Source organism: Bacillus sp. 5w2 (genome assembly GCF_054353775.1).
The window spans coordinates 98,144-118,225 of sequence record NZ_JBTIWT010000011.1 but is presented as its reverse complement, the minus strand read 5'-3'; the positions used below and the strand labels follow the sequence as shown (position 1 = coordinate 118,225).

Below are 20,082 nucleotides of genomic sequence, written 5' to 3'. Positions count from 1 at the left end.
TTATTCTATGTATCCATCTTTAATGGTTAACGTTTGTGTAAAAGTAAAATTCCAATAAATTAACGTTTTGTTTACCTATATATACTATGCGGATTTACACTTATCCAAATACTTAAAATTAAAAAGCAGTAATGTGATTACATAGTACTTCTAACCTTTTGACAATTTCTTTCGCTGTTTCATCTTTCCCATTACACTGCTTCCCTTTTCCGTCTTGTCCAATTACGTAGTGTACCGCTCCGCGCGAATATAAAGAATGTGGTGAATTCGCAATCATTACACTCGCCTTTGCTTCTTCCATTCTATTTTTTGCTCTTTCAAACAGTTCTTCTTCATTTACATCGCTTTCAAGCTTAAAGCCTACAAGTACTGTTTCTGGATCCCACTTTTTTATTTGTTTTAATACTTTCGGTGCCTTTTGAAAATGAATAATTGGCGCTATATCACTTGAGATTTTTCCATTCATATCAAGAACATGCCCGTCTTGATCACAAATCTTGTCCACAATCCAATCTGATCCAGCCGCTGCCATAATGACTGCATCAACCTTTTCATGCGTAATGATACTTTTCATTTTATCTTGTAAATCAACAATTCCTTCAAATGGGTGTAATTCTAATTGATTATTTATATCGTTTGGTTTCTCGGCAAAATAACCGTGTAAATATATAACATGTGCCCCTTTATTAATAAGCTCTTCAGCAATTATTCTTCCAATTGTTCCTTTTGCCATATTCGTATGACCACGAACTTGGTCCCATTTTTCTAAACAACCACCACTTGTAATTAATACCTTTTTCCCCTTCATTGTAACCATCCCTTACTAATTTTTCTTACGAAACCATTCTGTTCCAAAGTCAACGATATCTCGTTGTTTCATAAGACGACACTTTGCGTTTCCTATTTTCCCCATTGTTACAGTACCCTTTTGCTCAAACTCTACACCGATTTCTACAAACCTTTCAGAATCATAATCCATATCAACAAACACTTTCCATACTCTTTCCCCATTTTCTATAATAGGTGCTCCTACTTTTATTAACTCGCACGCACCAGAACGTACTTCAGATAAATGTACAGACGTATTGGAGTCATATCCAACACCAATTAATAATATGTACCCGTCTAAATCATATATTTTTCTTAATGGAGATTCCTCTCCTAAACTCATTGATAGTGATTGATTCATCGTTATTTCTTCAGCATGTTTTCCCCATGCAGCAAAACTCCCTAATGGATGATTGCTGCGAACTACATTCGGATATGTACGAAAACATTCAACTATTTCCCCCATGCCTCTTGTTGGTGTAATTCGTGAATCATAAGCTGGGACATTATCACGGATAATCGGCCACCAGTCTTCAGGGACAGGCGGTCTTGACCAATGTTTTGGATCGGATAAATCTGAAGATTGCGTTGGCATAATGATCGTTCCTTCTTTTGTAACAACTTTCATTAATGCTTCAACTACCGCAACCGCCCCACCAGATATCCAGCCAATTGAACTTAGCGAAGAATGCACAATAACCGTCATTCCTTTTTCTAACCCTAATTTTCTTAAATCATTTGTAATTGTTTTGATTGTATTTGGCAATTGTGTACTTGCCACTATGTCATTCATTTTCACGATTGTTCCCCCATTTTATTTTAAACTACTACATACATATATTATCATATTTTTCTTAATTTTTAACTTAATCATTTTTATCTATATAGAAAATGGTAATAGATTGATTTTATATAATAAAAGAAGAAAAATGAAGACGTTACATCAAAACAATCAAAATACTATATATAAACAAAGAGCCCATCAAAAATGATAAGCTCTTTGTTTTATTTACCCTTCAATTGTAACCCCCGTAAACATCGATAAGTTTCCTGTTATTTTCTCCCCTACACGTAAAAATAACCCTGCTGCTCTCCCGCTAATGCAGTGTGAACCAATTAATAGTTTACCAGTATATGGACCATCCCATGTGTCAATTGTATAGTCAGGCATTTCTATATATTGCTGATATATTTTCCGTTGTTCAAAGTAATATTCTGTTTTATCTTCAGCTAATAGTTCATCATTTGCCAATATAGATACCCCTCCGCCTTCACGGCCGTATAAAGGTTTAGAAACATATGATTCATTTTTTTCTATAAATGGTTTATTTGTAAAATATGTCGGCAAGAAGTAATTCTGAATGATTCCTCGTTCTTCTTCCTCAAAGAAAACTTCCTCTTCGTAAAGTTGCCAAATTAATGCGAGTATACTTTTATTTTGCATTAGAAAAGCAGCCGGTGGATTAATGATTTTCACTCTTCCTTGCGCTATATGATCTAAAAACTGGAGTCCAATTCTTTTTCCATTTTTATCAGCATCTGAAACTAAATATTCAATTGGATATAGTCTATATAAATAATGGATTCGTTCACCATTTGGCGTATATATACCATCATCTGCAACGACAATATCTTGTATACCTATATAATCCGTTGATTGATCTAAGCAATATCTTCTTAAAAACTGCACTGTTTGATGGTCTTCATCGTGCCAATCATAACTAGCAAAATATATCGTCTCTTCAGGATCTATATTATAGTCATGTTTAATTTGTTCCCATGCCTGCACAATATGCTCTTCTATATGGTTTGGGTGATTTACATCATGATAACGACATAACACTTCATTTGCGACAGATGGTTCTAAATAACCTGTTGGTGTATCACAATTTACTTCTATTAATTTAATATCTTCACCATTTACGATAAAATCAAACCTTGTAAAATATGAAAACAAACCAGTATGTTTCATTCTCGCAATTTCCCACGTTTCAGCTGGAAATCCTAGTTTTTGAAAATCCTCTGTCGTATTGACAATATATTGATACGTTCTATATAACACATACATAATTTCTTCTGTCGCTTTTGAAATAGCCGTATAAGTTTTTATCGGCATACGATACATACCAGTTGCCATATATTGATTCCATTCTTCATTTTCTAATAGACTTGGCCAAGTAAATCCATTCCTACCAGCCTCTTCTGCAAGTGAAAACCATACTTTCATATACTCTTTCTGCTCTTGTTCTGTATACATTACTCCATTATCCTTTCATTTTAGGATCCCGCTGGCGCTTTTGCGTTTCCAATTCCACTTGAACCAGAATTCACTTTCGGCGTTTGTATCGTAGATGATTTCGGCGTATTTGTATCTGGCGTCACTTTGTTTGATGGGTTTGGCTGTTGTTTATTTAAATCCACTTTATTGGAAGAATTATTATTGTTACTGTTAGTTCCGCCGTAATACCCTCCACCACCGCTGCCACCAGTTCTACGTTCGTCTTTTTCACGATATGAAATAACATTATTTGCATACGGTTTCTTCATTACATTTGGTTTTGCTGTATAATTCATATTTGAGGTTCTGCTTGCTAATAAATATCCTGCTACGAATGGAAGTATCGGTAAATGTGAGTTTTCATGATACGATGAAAATGAAGGATTAATTTCCTTACACAACTCATCTTTTTCTACATTTTCCATTGTTGGAGTTTTATCACCACAATTTAAAGTTTCTTGTTCATTCCCTTGCTTTGCACCATCTGTTTTAACAGCAGTACTTTCTTTCTGTGCAGTTTCTTCTTCATAATCACCACAGCCCGTTAATAAAAAAGATGACATCCCTATTGAAGTAGCGATTTTTATAAATTTACTTTTATCCATTCTCATATGTTATACACCCAATTTCTATTATCTATATTTTTCCAGATAACTTTATTATATAATGTAAATATTACTTTTTTCAAACTAAACACTATATGTACATTTGCATATATTTATACTATTTTTCCAAGTAACAATGAAACCTTTCAATCCCCGGATATTTTTCTCCTAAACTTTTAACCTGAAAACCAATTTTCTTATAAAATTCTACTGCCTCATCGTCTGTCTCTGCCTCGAGATAAGTCAATTGATGCATTCTTAATACGTCCTTTATCATTTGCAACGCAATTCCTTTATGACGATATTGCGGAAGGACTGCTATGTGGCATATTCTAGCTTTATTTGCTCCGATTATTTCAATACCTATGCAAGCTTTTTCTTCATATCTATGCAAAGTCCCTTTATTCCTTTCATAAAATAAAACTGCTTTCTTTAAGCTAGTTTCACTTGGACCAACTGTATACTGTAGTACATTTAAAATGGGATCTTTCTCAATTTGTTCAACGTGTTGCAAATTCATATCTTCATTCCTTTCTATGAAAAAAGATTAGCTCTTTATATAAAGAGCTAATCTCATCACGCAGTTATTTTTTCTTCTTTCTTCACAACGACCGCTACATAACTATGTAGGATCATCCCGATAATAACGAGGCTCATGCCAATCCAAGATAAAGATGACGGAATTGGCGCAGATAGCAAGATGAGTTCTCCTACTAGTGCAAATAAAACTTCACCTGACTGAGTTGCTTCTACTGTTGCTAGTTTTTGTGGATCATCTTTTACAAGATCTGTCGCAAAGAAAAATAATACCGTTGCGATTAAACCAGAACTAACTGCTACAATAAAACATTGGAAAACTTGGCTACTTGACGGTAATCCACCAGTTGATACTTCATAACCAGATAATAAAAACCAAAATGGTAAACTTGCTAATGTCATTCCGAGAACTCGCTGGAATACATCTAATTCCCCTTTACAAACTTGCATCATTTTTCGATTTCCAAGAGGATACGCAAACGCTGCAATAAGTACAGGAACTACACATAAAACGGTTTCACGAATTCCTAATGAAGAAGCATGTTCTACTTGCATGAGTACAACACCAAATAAAATAATACCCGACATAACTAATTCCTTCATTGGAAGTTTTTTATGTAATGGGTCTACAGCAAAAAATGGTGTTAACAAAATCCCTGCGACGATCGTAATTTGCCATGTTGATGCAACGAGCCAACCAGGTCCAAAAGCTCCTGCAAAACTAAGTGGTGCATAAAAGAGACCAAATCCAACGATACTCCACACTAACCATTCTTTCGGATTATTTTTCATATATTGAAAGAGTTGCTTTAAGTTTCCTCTATACATGACAATAAGTAATAGCATTGGAACCATAAAGTAGTACCGTAATGATGCACTCCAAATCCAGCTTCCGCCTTCTAAGTCCATCGCGCGGTTTAAAACGAAGGTAAAGGCAAAGAAAAATGATGCCAATATCCCTATTGCAATAGCTTTCATTATAAAACCCCTTGTTTAGTTTCTTCTTATACTATACAACAAATTAAATATAATTAAAATTCGAAATCTTTATCTCGCATGTATTCTAGCTCTAAATAGTTTTCTTAACTGACTAATATGAGCTTGATGATACCGATTATGATCAGCTATATGCCATATCCCCCACCTTATAGTCGCATTTTCTCCCTTTTCATAAAAAACCTCTCGTGTTAAATCAGCTTCTGTTAGTTTCATACATTCCTCATAAAACATATGTTGCACAGCTTCATAATCTTGCATTAATTGTTGCAACGCCTGTTTTCTTAAACTCGGTAGTTCTCCTGCTTCATTTAACATTGGTCCATATATATTATTAAGTGTCCGTGGAACTGTCTCTCCTTTTAAACGGTACACCCAGTATAAATCCACAACTGCTAAATGTTGAAGTAGTTGTCCAATGCTATTTTCATTATTTTCTAATCCTTTAAAGGACAGTTCTTTCTCATCAATACCTTCTACTAACTTTTGCAATCGATTAAATGTATCAGCAACTGTCGCATATAGAATTGCTACTTGCGGGTTCATATTTTTTTCTAAATGGAGATCTTTCATAATAAACTTCCTCTTTTAAAGGAACAAAACCATATGTTCATCATCACTATACACACCATTCATCTTTATAGCTCTCTTTTCAATCCCATACGTTTTAAAGCCCATTGATTCATACAACCTTTTTGCTGGATCGTTTGTGGATACAACACCTAAAGACAATTGTTCCAAGTTCATTTCTCTTGCTCTTTCAATTGCCTTACGTATTAATTCACGTGCAAGACCACTTCTTCGATTACTTGCATCTACATACATCGCAACGATATGACCTTTATGTTTATACGCCACTCTCTCTTCTGTTAGTAAAGTGACAACGCCAACTAATTGATGATCCTCATTAAAAGCACCGAATGTACAACTAGTAGTAGCTGTTAAATTACTTTCCACTCGCTTAATAGGATTCTCCTGGCGAATCGCCTCTTCATAAGTTGTTACAAAAGCCTCTGGGTTTACTTGTAATGCTTGTAAACGTAAGTCCCAATATTTTTTCGCATCTTCTTTCGTAAGTAATCGAATCATATTTCTCCAGCCCCTTTAAGTTGACATAATATTTTTATAAACCACTAATTAAAGATTGATATTCTTCTCTTAACATACTATAACGATAACGATGAATGAACTGACCTTTACGTAATCGATCATTTCTCATTAACCCCTCGCATACAAATCCTGCTTTTTCATAACTCTTTCTAGCTTGTAAGTTATCCTCATCTACACGTAGCCAAACTTTTTCTAATTCAAACTCAAAGAATGCTAGATATAACATACTATATAGGGCTGCTATTCCATACCCTTTACCCCAATATTCTTTATTACCAATCGCGATTCCCAGTTCTGCATTTTTATTTGTCTTATCAAAGTTTTTAAGATCTATCCATCCAATATGTATGCCGTTCTCTGCAGTGATAGCTCTTTGTTCATAACCATTTTTTCGTTTTATACATGCTTCAATCCATTTTTTTGTATCCTCACGAGTGAACGGTGGATATTGATCTGGTACCACTAAATGTTTTGTTACTTTTGTATCTAATGACCATTGATATCGATCTTCTACATCATCTAGTGTCAGTTCCCTTAATTGAACGAATCGTACATTCATTGTGTTATCCCCTTTTTATTTCCCTATAGAAAATCCTTCGAACATTCTTCCTCCATACTGTTCTAGCGTTCTTTCTACAAAAGCAATTAATTTTCTTTTCTCTCCCGTTTTATAAAAATGATCGAACGCTGCTACAAATTCATCTGCGTATTGTTCATCATATCTTCTAAGTGCTCTTATAAACCATTTTGAATTTCCAAGCCATTTACCATTTACTCTTAATACATATTCATGTAATAAATCAGCTAATAGATTCGCGATAAATAATTCTTCTTCTCTTTTTGATGCACCAATAAAATCATCCAAAGTATCCGTAATAAAATACCGCTTCTGCTTCATCATTTCTTCAGTCCATTTAGCTGGCCCTTTATTTAGTAAATCATTTGCTTCTCTTTTTAATTTCTCAACACTTTCATTTTCACCTTTTAATACAATCCCCTCTGAAACTAATTGTGGTAACGAAGGCCTTCCGCGATCACAATCCATTTTAAAAAAGGTTTTATACGTTTCAAAATTATGTACAAACACCTCAACAGGCCATCCATTACTATAGAAAGATTCTCTATAACAAGATGTTAAACTTTGATCAACTATTACAATGTCCAGATCAGATGTTTTTGTCGCTTCTCCTCTTGCAACGCTTCCTCCAAGTAAAGCTACATCACAATTCGGAAATTGTGATGTAATTATGCTTTGTGCCGCTTCAATTGCTTTCATAACCGTTCCCCTTTTCTTATTTCACTTTCTTTTTTTCAGCTCTTTCTCGCGCTTTTTTTATATACGGTTCTGCGTCTGGTGTTTTGCATGACGTTGTCCCATGATCAACCTGTACTTTTCCAATTTCACGTGCAATTTCAATCGCTTTTCGCTCTAAGTCTTCATTACGAATTCCTATGGCGATTAAAGCACTATTCATCGCTTCTTTTTTTCTATTTTTTTCATTATGTATATTTTTTTTAATCTCTTCAAGATACGGAGCGAAGAAATCATCATGTAACGTTTTATTTTTAATCGCTATATTTGCTAATAAAGACCAGCCAGCTCTTCCAGTCCATTCATCATTAGACTTTGTCCACTCTTCCATTCTTTCTATTGCAATTGGCGAAGTGCATATAGATGTCATAAGAACATCCATTAAACAGTAATAATCAACATCCTGAACCCAACTATTAAGCTGTTCTGTTGTTATTTTCTTCGGGTCTAAAATATAAGTTGCTAATGTCATTGCGTCCATATTTTTCGTTTCCCACAATTCAGCTGCTAAATCGTGATCTTTTTTCATCTTCTTTTTTAACAATTTTAAATTCGCAAAACTAACTCCGAATAATGGCTCTTTCGCTCCGTGTTTTTTATACGTTTTACGATTTTGTTCTGTTCCATATTCCTCTAGTTGCTGCATTACTTCCTCTAGTAACATATACCCACCTCTTTATCTTTTATGTTGACTTTATATATGTATGTACGATATATTCTACATTACTTTTTGGTTTTCCTATATGTATTTTTTAAATGCGGTATGTGAAATTATATATAAATTTCCTATTTCACTGTCCATTCTTTTTTCAACTAGCAAAATAGTGAAATCTTGCATACATTTGGACAAACTTTCTTGCACTTGTAAAAAAGTTTTTTTGCATTTCCATACCTATAATTGCTAATATAGTAGAGTAGAACTTTTATAGAGAGAAGGAAAATTATGCACAATGGAATTCGAATGACAACTTTAGTAAAAAGGGCTATGTTAATTTGCGCTGGGGTATTATTTACATACGAAGCGGCTTTAGGATCAGCAAATACTGCTCTAGCAAGTACAGAGGATGAAGCAAAATCTGTTCAACTTGTAAGTGAAATTCAATCATCTCTTGCACCAAAAGAAGCTCCAAAACAATATAATGGGCAAGTTAGAAAAGTAGCTTACTTAACATTTGATGATGGTCCTGGAAAATACACAGCTGAACTTTTAGATATGTTAAAGAGAGAAAATGCAAAAGCAACATTTTTCCTAATTGGTTCAAACGTAAAAGCATTCCCTGATCTTGTAAAACGTGAAGATGCTGAAGGCCACTACGTTGGGATGCACAGTATGACTCATAACTACAAGAAACTTTACACAGAAGGTCATTACGTAGATGAAATGAAAGAAGATCAAGGCTTAATTGCTGGTGTTCTAGGTAAATCACCAGTATTAACTCGTCCATCTTACGGCTCAATGCCAGGATTAAACGAAGCTCTTCGTAACAAAGTTGTTGAGAATGGGCTAAAAGTTTGGGATTGGACAATCGACTCATTAGACTGGAGATATAACAAAATGCCTGTTGACGCTGCATCAGCTAAAATTGTAGAAAACGTTCTAAATGGTGCTAATAAACCGGCAGAAGTTATTCTTATGCACGACATTCATCCGCAATCAGTTAAAGCAGTACCTGGAATTATTAAAGGGCTGAAAGAAAAAGGATATGAATTAGAAGCCTATAGTGAGAACGAACATTTCCCATTAAACTTCTGGCACGATAATCGTATGTAAAGAAGAAGACTTGATTTCCTCTAGTAGGTTATTGAGTCTTTTTTCATTTTGGAAATGGCTCCTCGTATATTCGTTTCAAACTTCCCACTTCCCTTTTATCGATAAAAATGTAAAATCACATTAATTTAACTTAGAAACATCACATGTTATACTATAGTCTAGTTTAAATAAGTAGGTGTCATATGATCGTATATACAGTTCAAACTGAAGCAGCGTGGAAACAATATAAAAAACTTGGTTATTTAGAAGGAAGTAAAGAAAACATCGATCCCGATTTTATATATTCATACGATTGGATGGTACGTGTAGCTAAAAAAAGATTACCCCACTACGAAGGTAACTATCCTATTTGGGTCTGGGAAACAAATAATTATCCAAATCGAAATGCTAAAGCTTGGGGTAAAAAAAATTCAAAAATGGTAATCTTAACACTAGATGTACCGACTGAATGGGTACTTTGGAGTGATATTAGTTACTGGTGTTGTGCCACGGCTGATAGTTCTATGTATTTTCATCAAACAAATAAACCTACATTGGATGAATGGTTTACCTTTATGGATAAAGAATATGGGTTAATATTTGATTTCGAATATTTATTATCACATCCTGATTGGTATAAAGGTAAAGAGAGTTCATTAGAAAAACAAGGTGTTATCGGCAAAATCCCCCTTTCCTTCGTAAAAAAGGTAAGACGTTTTCGTGCTAAGGAAGATAAATCTATTAATAAAATCAGAAGTGATAACTGGGACAATAGAAAAGAAAACCGTATTAAAAAGATGAATCGAAAATTAAGAAAGAGAAACGATAAACAAAAAAGATTGCAAAAGCGACTAATACGAAATTAAAACATATTTATCTAAATACAGTAAAAAATAATTTAGGATTGAATATACAAATTCACTCCTATTTTTATATTATCAACACTTTAGCACATATTACTCTTAAGGAGTGATATGTATATGGATTTTCTTTCATCTGAATATTTGTCTGCCTTGCTTGCCATCATTGTAATTGATTTAGTGTTAGCTGGAGATAATGCCATTGTAATTGGATTAGCAGCAAGGCGATTACCGAAAGATCAACAAAAGAAAGTTATTATATGGGGAACTGTCGGGGCTATCGCTATTAGAGCCCTCGCTACCTTAATTGTCGTTTGGTTATTAAAAATACCAGGATTACTTCTAATTGGTGGTGTACTCCTCATATGGATTGCTTACAAATTAATTGCTGAGGGCAAAAATCATGATATTAAAGCTGAAGAAGGATTTTGGTCTGCTATTAAAACCATTATTATTGCTGATGCGTTAATGGGTATTGATAATGTTCTTGCTGTTGCAGGAGCTGCGCATGGCAATTTTTCTTTAGTCATCATTGGACTATTAGTGTCCATTCCAGTAGTCGTATGGGGTAGTACATTAATTTTAAAATGGGTGGACCGATTCCCTATCATCATTACAATTGGAGCAGCTGTTTTAGCTTATACTGCCGCGAAAATGATTGTAGATGAAAAATGGTTCGCTGGATTTTTCGAAAGTAGCCCTTTCATAAAATGGGCCTTTATCATTATTATCATTGCCGGTGTAGTATTCTTTGGTAAGATGAAACAAAAAACGAAAGATGTTTCTATATAATGACAACGTTATATGTACAAACAAAAGCGCTACTCCTATGAGTAGCGCTCTTTATTATTTATTTCGTTTCCCCGTCTTCAGTCGTCTTTACCTTCGTTTTATTTTTATCACGATGGTTATAGTTGTACTTCGAACGATCTACCGGCGTAAACCCTTCCGGTGTATAGAATCGTAATAAGTCACCGTTTACGACTTGGTCAGAGTATTTCAGTGATTTTTGAACCATTTGTTCATTTTGTTTTATTTCGTCTGTTAATTCAACAGGGTTACCAGTCGCTGTATCATAGTATTTTCCGTTCAGTGCAGTAACTGTTGGACTTACGTAGTTACCGTTACGGAATGGAACAACTTGTTTATGCTCTGGTGATAATAAATCTGATCCAAACTGGACATAATTTTTCGTATCTGTACCTAGTAAGTGCAATAACGTTGGAAGAACATCAATTTCTCCGCCGTATTGATGTTGTACGCCGCCCTTCATTCCTGGGACACGAATAATTAATGGTACACGTTGCAGTTGTGCATTTTCAAATGAGTTCATTTCTTTACCCATTACTTGAGACATTGCTGCACCATGATTATCAGAAATACCGTAATGGTCACCGTACATAACGATAATTGAGTTATCGTATAAACCAGATTGTTTCAAATAATCCATGAATCCTTTTACAGACTCATCTAAATAGCGTGCTGTTTGGAAATACGTATCTACTGATGAATCACCTGTTTTAGCTGGTTCAATCGTCGCTTCCTCTTTATCAATCGGATAAGGGAAATGGTTCGATAGCGTAATGAACTTCGTATAGAACGGTTGTTTCAATGTTTGTAATAACGGAATTGATTCATTAAAGAACGGTTTATCTTTTAATCCATAGTTTACTACATCTTTTTCGTTCATATCGTAGTATGACGCATCAAAGAATTTATTAAAACCAAATGATTTATAAATATCATCACGGTTCCAGAATGTTTTATAGTTTCCGTGGAACACTGCTGATGTGTATCCTTGTTGCCCTAAAATAGCTGGTGCTGATTGATACGTGTTATGAGCTTTATTTGTAAAAACAGATCCTTGCGGTAATCCAAACATTGAGTTTTCTAGCATGAACTCTGCATCAGATGTTTTACCTTGTCCTGTTTGATGGAAGAAGTTATCAAAGTATAACGTATTCGCATCTTTTGTAAATGAGTTTAAGAACGGTGTAACTTCTTGCCCATTTAATTTATAATCAATTAAAAAGTTTTGGAATGACTCTAAATGAATATAAATTACGTTCATTCCTTTTCCTTTACCAAAGTACTCAGGGTTTGGACTTGCATATGTTGATGCGAGATAATTTCTAACCTCTGTCATATTATCTCCGTCAGCTAACGCCCGTTCTGTTGATGCTTTCGCACTTTGAATACCATCATAAATCGTATAGTTGTATGCCCCTAAATATTTCACAATATAATTACGGTCGAATGTTCTTGTTAATAATTCAGGACGATCAGATTCTGCAAGACCTAAGTTAATGCTGAATAATAAAATACCTGCTACAAATACTAGTGATAATTTATGTTTCGCAACACGCATCGGTTTAGGATTTACAAATTTTGTTGCAACTAAAACAATTAAAATGATTGTGTCTAAGAAGTATAATGGATCATATCCGTGTAGTAATGCAAAAATACTACCGCCTAAATCTCCAAAGTTATTCGTTTGTGTTAATGTCGGGAACGTAATAAAGTCGCTGAAAAAACGATAATATACTACGTTTGCGTATAAAAGTATAGACATTAACAAATTAATAACAATTAACCAAATGTAAGCACGTTTCCCCTTTGCGAATAATGCAAGCCCTAAAAATAGAACTGCTGAACTAAGCGGGTTGAAAAACAGCAAGAATTTTTGGATTGTATTTGAAATTCCTAAATTAAATTCCGTTACATAAGCTGCATATGTTTTGAGCCAAAATAAAATAACGGCAAACAGAAAGAATCCAAAATGATTACTTAGTACACTTTTGCTCTTTAATAAGAATTGTTTCATTTCTCCACCTCTTTTGATCATCCAAGGCTTATTTTGATATAAGTCTGTCTCTCTATTCAATTTTCATCTTCAAATAGATTTTATTTATTTTACTATATGAAGAATATTAGTAATTATAATTTGTAGCTTTTATTTATTCAACTATTTCTTTTCAAATATTTTGACCTTGGTTTCTATTTTAAAAAATAATTTTGTAACATTTTCTGTTTTCTCCCAAGTTTCATCCACTAATTATGACTCCACATACTATAAACCTTTATTCACTGCTTCGCAAATAAATATGTCTCCAGTTCTGGAACATTAATGTAATATAATGAAATTCACAATAGAAAGCATTAGTTTTTTTCGGTGTATATTACATCCTTTCATGTAATTCAAGTTTATTCATGCTGCAGCCATTTCTTTATATGCATCATCAAAATATCTTTCAACCTCTAAAGTTATTTTTGTATAATTATTCACAATTCATAAAAACACTGATTATAAAAAAACCTCGCTCTCATAACGAGAGCGAGGTTTTTCATCATTTATTATTGACCTTTGTACATTGCTTCTACTTGTTTTTGAAGTTCTTCATTTTCTAAGAACTCATCGTAAGTAGCCTCTTTATCGATTACACCGTTTGGCGTTACTTCGATAATGCGGTTTGCAATTGTTTGTACGAACTGATGGTCATGAGATGTGAATAACATTGTACCTTTAAATGCGATTAAACCGTTGTTTAATGCAGTAATAGACTCAAGGTCTAAGTGGTTCGTTGGATCGTCAAGTGTGATTACGTTCGCACCACTTAACATCATTTTAGATAGCATACAACGAACTTTTTCGCCTCCAGATAATACAGAAACCTTCTTCTTAACTTCTTCACCTGAGAATAACATACGGCCTAAGAAACCACGTAAGAAGCTTTCTGACTCATCTTGTGGAGAGAATTGGCGTAACCAATCAACTAAGTTGGAGTCACTGTTCTCAAAGTATTTAGAGTTATCTCTTGGGAAGTAAGATTGAGATGTTGTAACGCCCCATTTGAATGAACCGCTATCTGGCTCCATTTCACCCATAAGGATTTTAAATAATGTTGTCATCGCAATATCGTTACGACCGATAAATGCAACTTTATCACCTTTATTTAAAGTGAAGTACACATTATCTAACACTTTTTCACCATCAATTGTTTTAGAAAGACCTTCAACAGTTAATAAGTCATTTCCTATTTCACGCTCAGGTGTAAAGCCAACAAATGGGTAACGACGTGATGATGGTCGAATATCATCTAATGTAATTTTATCTAATAATTTTTTACGAGAAGTTGCTTGTTTCGCTTTAGATGCGTTTGAGCTAAAGCGTGCAATGAAGTTTTGTAACTCTTTTACTTTCTCTTCTTTTTTCTTATTAGCATCTTGTGTTAATTTTAAAGCTAATTGGCTTGACTCATACCAGAAGTCATAATTACCAACATAAAGTTGAATTTTACCGAAATCAAGATCAGCCATGTGCGTACAAACTTTATTTAAGAAGTGACGGTCATGGGATACAACGATTACTGTATTTTCAAAGTTCATTAAGAAGTTTTCTAACCATTGAATCGCTTTTAAGTCCAAGTGGTTGGTAGGCTCATCTAGTAATAGAATGTCAGGTTTACCAAATAATGCTTGAGCAAGTAATACTTTTACTTTCTCTGCCCCAGTTAATTCTGACAATTTCTTATCATGAACATCTTCACCAATACCTAAACCTTTAAGAAGGATTGCAGCTTCTGATTCTGCTTCCCAACCGTTAAGCTCAGCGAACTCACCTTCAAGTTCAGCAGCACGCATACCATCTTCATCACTAAAGTCTTCTTTCATGTAAATGGCATTTTTCTCTTGCATTACTTTGTAAAGTTGCGTGTGCCCCATAATTACTGTTTCTAATACTGGGAACTCTTCATATTCGAAGTGATTCTGTTTTAATACTGCTAGACGCTCACCTGGCGTAATATGTATATCACCTGTTGATTGTTCGATTTCTCCAGATAAAATCTTTAGAAATGTTGATTTACCCGCACCGTTTGCTCCGATTAAACCGTAGCAGTTACCTGGCGTGAATTTTATGTTAACATCTTCAAACAATTTGCGATCCGCGAAACGCAAACTAACGTTACTTACTGTAATCATTTGTGTCCTCCTACTAATACCGCTTATTTCAGCGTTTTCTCACCGATTGTCTTAAAAAATCGCATATTACGACTCAATTATTGTAGACTATAGCTATTATATAGTAGAAAAGGGATGAATAGCAACGGTTGATTGCTATTCATCCCTTTTCAAAATTGAATAAAACATTTGTTTTTAATTATATTAAAGTTACATTCACACTTTAAGGATGATTTATTTTGAAGAAAATATTTATAATTGTAGCATTATGTTTATCAATTGCTTCCTTAACTGCATGTAGTAGTAATAACAATGCAAAAACACCTATTGAATCAAAACAAGAGAAAAAAGTAAAAAGCTATTTCACCATTTGTATTGTTAACTTATCTTTTAACATTGACCTATATGAGTCAATTTCATATTTTGTATTATTGATTTTTTCTTTTTTCATTTTTAACATATCGAATATTTCTAACTCTAAATTCCTTCTAGCTTCAAGAACTTTTATTGCTCCTTCTACACCTGAATGGTTATGTTCTTTCCCATAGCCTTGGTTAGTGTAATAGTCGACAATTCCTGTGGACCATTCTGGAGTTCTTTCTTTTAATGCCTTCCTAAATGAAAATTCAAGATTATCTTGTTCTACATACAATAACATTGGATTTAAATTCTCTATGATTTTTGCAACTTTCATTACATAATTTATTATTTTTTCTTTTTGTTCACCATATTTAATCATCCCAATAGTTAATGGATTTTGTATGAAACAACATTCAAAGATATAAACCTTATTGTCTTCTAGAGCAATTTCAGCAAAGTCATTCCATTTGTCAGCAATTAATTCAACATTTTTATCGAATGGTAATTCATATATATCGTTTTTGGAAATATCGTGAAATAATTCGTCCGAAAATTGGTCACCAAACTCATTTTTTATCTTTCTGTATGGTAATAAATAATTGCTTCCTTTTTTTAAAACTCTTTTAAGAAGCACTTCTTTAAAATCTCCACTGTTATATAATAATCTATCGAATTCAAATTTATTAAAACAAGATACACCATCATAGTCGGCTGGGTGGTTCAAATTCCCCTCTAAAAATAGTTCAACTTCACTTTTATTTTGGCTTAGAATTTCATTTATTAGCTTTGCAGTGGTTGATTTTCCAAATCCAGGTAATCCTTCTACTATTATTAGTTTTGTATTCATAGTTATAAATCCCTTCCTTCAAAGTATTTAGCCAAGATTAAAAAAATCAATTACTCCACTGCAATCACCCCTTCAAAATATGATATTCATCATTTCCTTTGAAAAATCATTCTTAAAGCAACCTGACCATTAGTTTAAGAACATTTTTTCACAATGTCTATAATTATTTTAACATAATTTTCCATTTATCTTTTAAAAAAATATAGTCCACCCTTATTTGAGTGAACTATCTAAAGTAAATTATATCTTTTAAATCAAACACTTTGTCAGTAATCCCCAATCGTTGTGCTAGTATTTTTACTGTTTACTTTTTCCCTTCCTTCGTGGTAAATGGCATACTTTTAAAAGGGGATTCTTTTATTTTCTTTTGCTTAATTTCTTTGTATAATCCTTCATTTTACTGGTTAACCCTATTAAAGCAGGTAACAATATTGGCATCACAATGATAGCTAATAGCAATAGTGCAACGCCCACAACGGATGCTACTTGTATAAGCGTCAATACACCTGAAGGGATTAATGCAGCAAATGTTCCGCCTAAAATAAGTGCCGCTGATAATACAACTCCTCCTATGTGACGAGATGCATTTACAATTTTCGTTACCGAATCCCCTTCTATCTCGTTATAACGCATCATTACAAAAATGCTATAATCCACTCCTAAAGCGACAATCATTATGAAACTAAAGAATGGAACATTCCAGCTTAATGAATCTACATGTAATACATGCGTACTAATTTGCTCACTTATACCTAGTGATGCAAAGTACGCTAATATTAATGATCCAATAATAAAGATTGTGTTTAATAATGAACGTGTAATCACGATTAATACGATCGCAATTCCAATTAACATAATTGTAGCCGTACGTAAGAAATCTTGCCCGGTTACTTCTTTTAAATCAACGTTTCTAGCTGTTGTTCCTCCGATTGCTGTTTTCGCATCATTTAATTCAGTCCCCTTCAAAGTACCATCTATCGTATTATTGATTTCTTGAATAATTGGCATCGCTTCTTTTGAATACGGATTCGCGTCTAAAATGATTGTCATTTTAGCAGTTTTTCTATCGTGTGACATGTACGTATTCAAAGCTTTTTGGAAATCTTCTCCCTCTAAAACCTCTTTTGGAATATAAAACTTCTCAGAGCTTTTTGATTCATTTAGCTCGCCTAAATATTTCTGTGCGTCATTTAGGCCGTTACTTACTTTTCCAAGCCCTTCTGTACTTTTAGATAAGCCTGATTGTAATTGCCCCATCTTTTCTTGCAAGTCTTTCAGCCCAGTTAATAGCTGGCCTTGCCCATCATTTATTTTTGTTAATCCGGTTTGTAACTCTGATGACTTGTTCGCAATTTGTTTTGAACCTGAAGCCCCTTCATTTAATCCATTTTTAAGATCAGCTGCCCCTTTTTGTAATTTAGTAACTCCATTGCTCATTTCTTTTAAGCCGTTATCGACTTTCAATAATGATTGATTCGCTTCATTAAATGACCCCATTGCTGCTTTATGCTGCGTCGCTAATTCATTTAATTCTTTCGATAATACACTTAATTGCTTTTGAGCTTCTTTAGCAATTCCTATCGTTTGCAGTACGTTCGGGTCATTTGCTAATTCTGGTTTCGTTTGGATGAAATTGGTCATTAATATTTCAATTTGTTCGTATCCTTTTTTTGCACTGTCAATCGCTTGAGATATACTTCCGAAGTATTGATCGTAAGCACTTAAACCTTTTTCTAACTGTGCATAGCCGGCATGCAGTTGTGAAGTTGCATGAGATAAAACATTTATATTTTCATTTACTGACGTTAACCCATTCTCAATTTGCTGTGCACCTTTCGCTCCGTCATTTATGCCATTTGATAGTTGATTTAAAGCTGTTCCTAATGCTGATACACCATTTTTTGCTTCGTTTGTTCCATCAATTAACTTTTGAACATTTGCGAGGCCGTCTGACTCATTACCACCCATTTTATTTTTAGCATCCGTTAAACCATCATTGATTTCTTTTATGCCACCATTGGCATCTCCTAAACCTGTATTCAATTCTCCCGCTTGTTTATTTATATATAGTTCTTTTATCCTTTCACCGGTTGGACGCGTCGGTGAATATACTTCTGAAACACCTTTCACTTTCAAAATCTTATTAGTTAGTTCGTCTAAAGTTTGTAGAGACGTTCCTTCATCTAATTTTTTGTTTGATTGAATCACTAACGTACTTGGTGAAGAAAAACCAGGCGGAAAATGATCTTCTATTACGTTAATCCCCATCTTTGATTCGTACTTATTGTCTACTTCAAATAAGTCATTGTAATTTAGTGTGTTAGAGTATTTCATTACGAAAGGAATCGATATCACAAATACGATGATTAAAGCTGCGAACGGTCTTACTACTGAGTTTTTCGCAAGAAATCCCCATAAGCGACTATCCTCATGACCTTTAAATGTTTTAACTGGATAAAACATTCCTTTTCCTAAAAGCACCATAAAAAATGGATTTAACGTAGTTAATACGAGTAATAATACTGCTACACCAATTGCTACGGCTGAAGTAGATTGATATAATTTAAAACTCGCTAAAGCAAGAGATGCAAAACCAATTAGTACTGCTATCCCGCTATATAAAACGGTTTTCCCTGCTGATTTAAACGTTTCTTTCGTAGCCAAAAATGCATTTTCTTGTTTACTTAATTCTTCTTTAAATCTTGTATATAATAAAATGTTATAGTCTGTTCCCACTCCAAACAGAACGACTACTACGAAGACTTGTGTAAAGTTTGAAAACGGAAAATTAAATTGATCTACAAGATGGGCAATAATCCCCATTGAAACTAAATATGATACACCAACAGTAAGAAGGGAAACAATCGGAACAATTGGTGAACGAAATACAATGATTAATACAACTAGAATGAAAATGATAGAAATAACTTCTGTCTTCTTCACTCCCTCTTGAGAGGAAGTAAGAAAATCACCCGCTATTAAATCACTTCCTGTTAAGTACGTTTTTACCCCTTTCGTTTGCACTTTTTTATGAAGCCCATTTGCAACTTTTGATATTTCACCATTTTTTTTATTTACAGAAATTTGCGTTAAAATGGTCGTATTGTCTTTAGATATCAACTGTTTTTCCAAATCTTTATTATCTAAATGTGAAACAACTTCCTTAATTCCTAATTGCTCTTTTTCATTTTGTAAAGCATTGATTGTTTTTATTATTTCCTCTTTTTGTTCAGTTGTTAAAGCTGCTTTACTTCCACTATTAAAAACAGCTATAATATCATACTTTTCCGTCCCGTCTTTATCCATCTCTTTTATCATCATGTCAGCAATACTACTTTGTTCTGTATTAGGAATCGTAATGTGCCCTTTTTCCTTCACTAATTTATCCATATTAGGCATTGTTACGACCATTGTAATAGTAATAACGATCCATAATAGAAAAGATAAACTTCTCCAACTTTTTAGGTTGCTCATTTGAATCATCTCCCATTTTTAGCTTGTCATGTTAAGCTAGGAATGAACATTCATTTCTATCCTTTTAAAACTATCATTTCGGAATGAACGTTCATTCCTATCACTCTATTAAATTATTTTTAAAACCCTTTTAAATTACCTTTCACGGAATGAATATTCATTCTCT

18 protein-coding genes are annotated in these 20,082 nt (G+C 33.7%); 3 read left to right on the top strand and 15 right to left on the bottom strand.

Annotated elements, in window-relative coordinates; genetic code table 11:
• Positions 1-118: 118 nt before the first annotated feature.
• The 11 genes from ACXY7N_RS18675 to ACXY7N_RS18625 form a co-directional block, all read right to left on the bottom strand.
• Entirely contained in the window at positions 119-808 is a 690-nt protein-coding gene (locus tag ACXY7N_RS18675; RefSeq protein ID WP_088083851.1) for a phosphopantothenoylcysteine decarboxylase domain-containing protein, read from the bottom strand.
• A 15-nt stretch (positions 809-823) separates the two neighbouring features.
• Positions 824-1,621: an AAC(3) family N-acetyltransferase gene (locus tag ACXY7N_RS18670; protein WP_353811526.1), complete on the bottom strand. Its 798-nt coding sequence runs from the start codon at positions 1,619-1,621 to the stop codon at positions 824-826.
• A gap of 216 nt (positions 1,622-1,837) precedes the next feature.
• Positions 1,838-3,085 carry a glutathionylspermidine synthase family protein gene (locus tag ACXY7N_RS18665; protein WP_016087442.1) on the bottom strand — a complete coding sequence of 416 codons (1,248 nt, stop codon included), beginning with the start codon at positions 3,083-3,085 and terminating at the stop codon, positions 1,838-1,840.
• 20 nt (positions 3,086-3,105) lie between these two features.
• Positions 3,106-3,717, bottom strand: coding sequence for a hypothetical protein (locus ACXY7N_RS18660; RefSeq protein WP_353811195.1), 612 nt, complete (start codon positions 3,715-3,717; stop codon positions 3,106-3,108).
• A gap of 112 nt (positions 3,718-3,829) precedes the next feature.
• Entirely contained in the window at positions 3,830-4,231 is a 402-nt protein-coding gene (locus tag ACXY7N_RS18655) for a GNAT family N-acetyltransferase (RefSeq protein WP_016087440.1), read from the bottom strand.
• A gap of 56 nt (positions 4,232-4,287) precedes the next feature.
• Positions 4,288-5,226, bottom strand: coding sequence for a DMT family transporter (locus ACXY7N_RS18650; RefSeq protein ID WP_088083854.1), 939 nt, complete (start codon positions 5,224-5,226; stop codon positions 4,288-4,290).
• 69 nt (positions 5,227-5,295) lie between these two features.
• Positions 5,296-5,817, bottom strand: coding sequence for a DinB family protein (locus ACXY7N_RS18645; RefSeq protein ID WP_353811194.1), 522 nt, complete (start codon positions 5,815-5,817; stop codon positions 5,296-5,298).
• A 15-nt stretch (positions 5,818-5,832) separates the two neighbouring features.
• Complete coding sequence (locus ACXY7N_RS18640) at positions 5,833-6,333, bottom strand: GNAT family N-acetyltransferase (RefSeq protein WP_016087437.1); 501 nt, start codon at positions 6,331-6,333, stop codon at positions 5,833-5,835.
• Between the two features lie 34 nt (positions 6,334-6,367).
• Positions 6,368-6,913: a GNAT family N-acetyltransferase gene (locus ACXY7N_RS18635; protein WP_016087436.1), complete on the bottom strand. Its 546-nt coding sequence runs from the start codon at positions 6,911-6,913 to the stop codon at positions 6,368-6,370.
• Positions 6,914-6,928: 15 nt separating this feature from the next.
• Positions 6,929-7,630, bottom strand: coding sequence for a nucleotidyltransferase domain-containing protein (locus tag ACXY7N_RS18630; RefSeq protein ID WP_016087435.1), 702 nt, complete (start codon positions 7,628-7,630; stop codon positions 6,929-6,931).
• Between the two features lie 16 nt (positions 7,631-7,646).
• Positions 7,647-8,330 (bottom strand): DNA alkylation repair protein, encoded by a 684-nt coding sequence (locus tag ACXY7N_RS18625; protein WP_353811193.1) that lies wholly within the window; start codon positions 8,328-8,330, stop codon positions 7,647-7,649.
• Positions 8,331-8,609: 279 nt separating this feature from the next.
• Here ACXY7N_RS18625 and ACXY7N_RS18620 point away from each other — a divergent pair, with 279 nt between their 5' ends.
• The 3 genes from ACXY7N_RS18620 to ACXY7N_RS18610 all read left to right on the top strand — a co-directional run bounded on the left by ACXY7N_RS18620 (position 8,610) and on the right by ACXY7N_RS18610 (position 11,068).
• On the top strand, positions 8,610-9,437 hold the full coding sequence (locus tag ACXY7N_RS18620; RefSeq protein ID WP_353811192.1) for a peptidoglycan-N-acetylglucosamine deacetylase: 828 nt from the start codon (positions 8,610-8,612) through the stop codon (positions 9,435-9,437).
• A 182-nt stretch (positions 9,438-9,619) separates the two neighbouring features.
• The gene (locus ACXY7N_RS18615) at positions 9,620-10,282 is read left to right on the top strand and encodes a DUF3841 domain-containing protein (protein ID WP_016136719.1); all 663 of its coding nucleotides are present in this window, start codon (positions 9,620-9,622) and stop codon (positions 10,280-10,282) included.
• A 114-nt stretch (positions 10,283-10,396) separates the two neighbouring features.
• Positions 10,397-11,068 (top strand): TerC family protein, encoded by a 672-nt coding sequence (locus ACXY7N_RS18610; RefSeq protein ID WP_016087430.1) that lies wholly within the window; start codon positions 10,397-10,399, stop codon positions 11,066-11,068.
• Between the two features lie 58 nt (positions 11,069-11,126).
• On the opposite strand, the gene ltaS is transcribed toward ACXY7N_RS18610, so the two are convergent.
• From ltaS to ACXY7N_RS18590, 4 genes are all read right to left on the bottom strand, one after another.
• Positions 11,127-13,100 carry a lipoteichoic acid synthase gene (ltaS, locus tag ACXY7N_RS18605; protein ID WP_016087429.1) on the bottom strand — a complete coding sequence of 658 codons (1,974 nt, stop codon included), beginning with the start codon at positions 13,098-13,100 and terminating at the stop codon, positions 11,127-11,129.
• A gap of 530 nt (positions 13,101-13,630) precedes the next feature.
• Positions 13,631-15,256, bottom strand: coding sequence for an ABC-F family ATP-binding cassette domain-containing protein (locus tag ACXY7N_RS18600; RefSeq protein ID WP_000633870.1), 1,626 nt, complete (start codon positions 15,254-15,256; stop codon positions 13,631-13,633).
• Between the two features lie 337 nt (positions 15,257-15,593).
• The gene (locus ACXY7N_RS18595) at positions 15,594-16,442 is read right to left on the bottom strand and encodes a P-loop NTPase family protein (RefSeq protein ID WP_016087428.1); all 849 of its coding nucleotides are present in this window, start codon (positions 16,440-16,442) and stop codon (positions 15,594-15,596) included.
• 357 nt (positions 16,443-16,799) lie between these two features.
• On the bottom strand, positions 16,800-19,916 hold the full coding sequence (locus ACXY7N_RS18590) for an MMPL family transporter (RefSeq protein ID WP_353811191.1): 3,117 nt from the start codon (positions 19,914-19,916) through the stop codon (positions 16,800-16,802).
• Between the last annotated feature and the right edge of the window lie 166 nt (positions 19,917-20,082).